Origin of the sequence: cf. Phormidesmis sp. LEGE 11477 (assembly GCF_015207105.1) — a bacterium.
Taxonomy (GTDB): Bacteria; Cyanobacteriota; Cyanobacteriia; order Phormidesmidales; family Phormidesmidaceae; genus Phormidesmis.
On the sequence record NZ_JADEXO010000207.1, the window covers coordinates 1 to 4,653 of the forward strand.

The following is a 4,653-nucleotide window of genomic DNA, read 5'->3' on the forward strand; positions in this document are numbered from 1 at the left end:
TGCTAATCAACCGCGCCACACCCAAGCTCCCCTTCGAACTCATCATCCTGAGTCTGCTGGGTGTGCTGTACGCGCCGCTGATCTGGCATTGGGTAGATGGCTGGCTGAATAAGTCCATCAGCATCCAGCACGAATATTTCAGTCATGGACTGTTAGGTATTCCTTTTGCCGGCTATTTAGTTTGGGAGTCGCGATCGCAATGGCATTCTCTGCCCGACCGTACTCACTGGCTGGCGGCCCCGCTACTAGTAGGCGCAGCCCTGTTTTATAACAGCGGTCTGCTAGATCTGATGAACCTCTCAATGCCTCTACTGTTAGCAGGACTGCTGCTGGCTATGAAAGGGGGCGCTGGCTTCAAACACTATGCTTTTCCCTGGGTGCTGATTCTACTATCTACGCCGAATCAATTTCCCTATCTGATCGAGCCCTATATCCTACCGCTACAGAGCTTCATTGCTGGCGTGGCCGGTTTTATCCTGCTTCAGTTCGACGTTAACGTCGTCGTTGACGGCATCTATCTCTACGTCAACGATCAGCTGGTCGAAGTTGCGCCTCACTGCGCTGGGCTCAAAATGCTATTCACCAGCCTCTATGCAGGTCTGATTCTGACTTACTGGACTGGCCTCAACCGATCCAAGTTCAGGACTGGCCTCTTTTTTGTTGGCATTATCGCCATCAGCGTCATTGGCAACATTATTCGCAATGCTGCGCTTACCTTCTTCCATGGAGAACAGATGACCGCCGCCTTCAAGTGGCTGCACGATAGCTGGGGCGGCGATCTTTACTCCGCTGCGATGCTCGGCTGTCTGGTTTTACTTATCCAATTTATAGAACGCTATCTACCTGCCACGCTGCAAGTGAGCGGCGGTATTAATGATCACAGCTACCGCGCGATCGCCCACAACAGTACTGACAATGGCACCGTAGCTTCACAGCAACCAGCCTCTACCCCTCCACAAGCCGAGACCCCTCAGACAGAGATAGCGCCAAGACCCGATTACTTCTAGCGATCGCCCCAGTCAAACGGCTGCCTTTGTCTAGGTCGTTCACTTTTAGAAACATCATTCTGAAACATCATTCTGGAAATATAGGTTTTCTCCACACTGTGTCTTCTTCTTCCTTACCAGATTCTTCCTCGCCAAATAAATCAGCTCAGAATAAATCGGCTCAGAAATCGGCCATTGTGCCTCTCGTCATCTGCGCGCTACTTGCTCTATTCGTGGCCGTTAGCGCCTTGCCTAGATACGCCTCTAGCTGGCCTTGGACAACCCCGCCCAAAGTCGCTAATCAAACGGCGCTTCAAAGCCTCCGAGATCAGGGCCTAACGCTACCTGAATGGACAACCGAAGAGCAGCTGCGAAGGAAAATAAGCGGCGCTGACTGGTCTATTCAACAGCTATCTCACTCAAACGCGACAGCAGATCCAAGCACTGTTGTACTGCTGCTACGTCCGCAAATCTGGGAGAAAGATCAGCCCGAAGTTGAATGGGTGGACATCAAAGGGTCGCAGCAGTGGAAAACCGATTCTTACCAAACGCTATCTTTTAGCGCACCGACCGACCAGTCTGCCGAAATAAAGCCTGACTTCTTCCGGGCCTGGAATCAAACCCAAACCTATGCCGTATTGCAATGGTATGCCTGGCCTAGCGGGGGCAGCGCTTCTGTAGCCAAATGGTTTTGGGCCGACCAGCAGATGCAGTGGCGCTACTATCAGCGCCTGCCTTGGGTTGCGGTCAGCCTCTGGCTACCGATTGAGCCGCTCAGCGACATCACCCCTTATCAAACCCTGGCTCAAAACTTAGGAGAAAAAATCCAAACTAACCTCTCGAACAGCGTATTCACTGGTAAGCGGCTATGACCAACACTCGCCAACTAGGCCAATGCAGACCCCACCACCAAGAACTTTCAACCAGCCGTCTTTCTACCAGCAATCTGTCAGCTCTCAGCAGTCTGCTGACTTTGTGTACGCTGCTATCGCTTCCGGTCTCACCAGCTCACAGTCAGATCGAAACCACTCCGGCAGAAACGATTCCTACCCTGCCGCCCGCGAGCAGCCCCCGATATGATCGCCCGCTCACTCTGCCCAGCGAATCTAATCAAGACTTAGACTGGCAGCCAGATTTTGATGCCTATCGTCTCGGCCCTGGCGACTCGATTTTTGTTAGCGTACAGCGTTACCCAGATCTAAGCTTTCAAGCCACGCTCGATCTCAACGGCAGTGTGATCGTCCCTATCCAAGGAGGGGTACGGTTTGAAGGGCTAACGATCGCCCAAGCCGAAGAGCAACTGCGGATCCTCTACAACCAATATGTGGAGATAGAGGCCGCTCGGGACGTGGCTATTACCCTAGTGGCGCGCCGCAGCGTTCAAGTCACGATCTTGGGCGCGGTACAAAGGCCAGGATTCTATCCACTAGCGGACCCTAGCGTTGCCAGCGCCCTGCTAAGCGCCGGGGGCGCAAAACGCACCTCGGATCTGCGCGGCATCCAGATTCAGCGCCAGTTCTATCACCAAGGTCAGATGATAGAGCGCAGCCAAAACGTCGATCTATTCACGCCGCTAAGAGAAGGTGGCTCGCTGCCTAATGTCCGGTTAGAAGACGGGGATGTGCTCGTCATCCCAGAGCTAGACCCTAGTCGGCTAGACGATTACGACAGCTTTTTGGTCGCTCGTTCTACCCTGGCACAGCCCGTGATCAACGTGCGCTTCTTGAATTACGCGGGCGGCAGGGGCGGCGTTGGCACACTTGATCTCAACAACGGTAGCTTGTTTGTAGAAGCCATTTCAGTCCTAGGTGTCAACCCAGACAATGCCAATTTGGGGGAAGTCGCTCTGATCCGCTATGACACTGAATCTGGGCGAGCAGTAACAGTGACGCTAGATGCCAAGTCCGCCATCATGGGCGACATTACTCAAAATCCACCGCTTCAAGACGGCGACGTGATTGTAGTAGGCCGCAACCTAGTAGGTCGTATTTCCTACGCGCTAGGAACTGTCTCTCGACCTTTTAGAGACATCCTCAGCTTTTCGAACTTCTTTGACACTTTCTTCAATAGCAACGGCTTGTTGGACTGAACAAGTCATTTAATGCGGGTCAATTGAACAATTCAATTTGAGCTAGCCGATCCGAGCCATCTATCTCAAACAGTTACTTATCTTTATCTTTTTATCTTTCAACCCTTATGGCTTCTCCCTTCCTAAAACGCTATCTGCTAGCGCTGAACCGCTATAAGTGGGCGGGTCTGTTTACGTTCTTATCGATTTTGGGAGCGTCTGTTGCGATCGCGCTGCAGCCAGAGCCGCCGGTCACCTATTCATCAGAAGGGGTGCTGGTGAACAACTCGCCGCTAGTCCCGCTAACTGAGACGGGCAACCAGGTTCAGTCGCTGGGGCGAGGCATTATTAACGAGGAGCTATTGCTCTCAGATATTTTGTTAGAAGAAGTGGTCGGTCAGCTAGCGAGTCAAGGAATTGACTACAAGCCGAAGCAACTGGTCGCCAACACTAAGATTGACGTGCGCTCGGCAGCGGCAGAAGGCGTAGAGAGCAATGAGCAGAGAGTAACCGTACGCTTTTCAGGAAGCGATCCTGAGGTGACAGAGGTGGTGCTGCAGACCATGTTTGATGCGATGGTAGAGCTAAGTGCAATCACCAATAGGCAGCGGCTAAGGGCGATCGCCACCGAACTCAATGAACGCCTACCCGAAATCGAAACCGAGCTGCGACAGGCAGAACAAAGGCTAGAAGCCTATGACCGTAACGAAGGCCCTGCCATTCAAGCTTCAATCGACGGCAGCCTACTAGGCGCAATCTCAAGCAGCCAGCAGCAGCTACGCACCAACGAAATTACCCTTGCTGGCATTGAAGCTCAAATGCGTAACCTACAGGGCCAGTTGGGAATGAATCCAGCTCAGGCCTATGCCTCCTCCGCGCTTAGCGCCGATCCGCTAGTCGCCCAGCTCAGAGCGCAAATTTCTGAGGCGGAGACAGTCATGGCTTTGCAGCGAGCCCAGGGCTTACGCGATCAGCATCCGACGATGGTAGAGCTGAGTGAAAGTCTAGCGGCTTACCGAGAACTGTTAGCCAGGCGATCGGCGGAGGTGCTTGGTGGCGATGGTACGGTTGCGCCTATCCCTAGCGGTACTCAGGCCAACCTCGATCCGGCTCGGGCTGCGTTGGCTTCGCAGCTGGTGAGTCTCGATTCGCAGCGAGATGCTCTGCTCAACCAGCAAAGGGTAATTGCCCAATCTGAACAAAGGCTGCGCCAAGATTATGCGAGCTTGCCAAATAAAGAGCTAGAAAGAAACCGACTGGCTCAGCAGGTGGTGCTCCGGCGAGCCTTCTACGATCGGCTGCAGGCGAGCCTAATTGATGCCGAAGCCGCCGAGGCGGAGACTGTCAGCAGTTTGGTAGTTGCTAGCGAGCCCTATGCCAAAGTCAATGTAATCGATAGTCCAGGCAAACCGATGGTGCTGCTTGCGGGGGCGCTAGTGGGACTAGTCAGCGGCGGTGGTGTGATCTACCTGTTAGATATGCTCGATGGGACTATTCGTACCGCTGAAGAAATCGAAGGCATCCTAGAAGCCCAAGAGGTGGCGCTGCTCGGGACTATTCCGACGATGCAGATGCGATCGCCTCACCTAATGCCTATAC

At 53.4% G+C, this 4,653-nt stretch carries 4 protein-coding genes; all 4 read left to right on the plus strand.

The window, feature by feature from the left end:
• On the plus strand, nucleotides 1-1,007 hold a 1,007-nt coding region (crtB, locus tag IQ256_RS28435), incomplete at its 5' end, for a cyanoexosortase B (RefSeq protein WP_370623572.1).
• Between the two features lie 98 nt (nucleotides 1,008-1,105).
• Nucleotides 1,106-1,858: a cyanoexosortase B system-associated protein gene (locus IQ256_RS28440; RefSeq protein ID WP_193859052.1), complete on the plus strand. Its 753-nt coding sequence runs from the start codon at nucleotides 1,106-1,108 to the stop codon at nucleotides 1,856-1,858.
• Complete coding sequence (locus IQ256_RS28445) at nucleotides 1,855-3,075, plus strand: polysaccharide biosynthesis/export family protein (RefSeq protein WP_193859053.1); 1,221 nt, start codon at nucleotides 1,855-1,857, stop codon at nucleotides 3,073-3,075. Before IQ256_RS28440 ends, IQ256_RS28445 begins: the two co-directional genes overlap by 4 nt.
• A gap of 107 nt (nucleotides 3,076-3,182) precedes the next feature.
• A partial coding sequence (locus IQ256_RS28450) for a cobalamin biosynthesis protein CobQ (protein ID WP_193859054.1) occupies nucleotides 3,183-4,653 on the plus strand: 1,471 nt, incomplete at its 3' end.